The organism is Virgibacillus sp. 7505, from assembly GCF_002272135.1.
In the GTDB taxonomy this organism is placed as follows: domain Bacteria; phylum Bacillota; class Bacilli; order Bacillales; family Amphibacillaceae; genus Terribacillus.
Genome location: NZ_NPBF01000524.1, coordinates 1 through 204 on the forward strand (window position 1 = coordinate 1; position 204 = coordinate 204).

At 50.5% G+C, this 204-nt stretch carries 1 protein-coding gene; it reads left to right on the forward strand.

Annotated elements, in window-relative coordinates:
- Nucleotides 1-204: gamma carbonic anhydrase family protein (locus tag CHH91_RS20060; RefSeq protein ID WP_286160879.1), on the forward strand; the 204-nt coding region annotated here is incomplete at both ends.

The window sequence follows — 204 nt, forward strand, 5'->3', positions numbered from 1 at the left end:
AATCAATGCTCCACCAAAGCCCCAATTCGCCACTAATTATTGAAGATGATGTCACAATAGGTCATCAAGCAATGCTACATAGCGCGATCATCCGTAAACAAGCACTGATTGGCATGGGCTCCACGATTCTAGACGGCGCCGAAATTGGCGAAGGCGCATTTATTGGCGCCGGCAGCCTTGTCCCTCCTGGTAAGTCGATTCCGC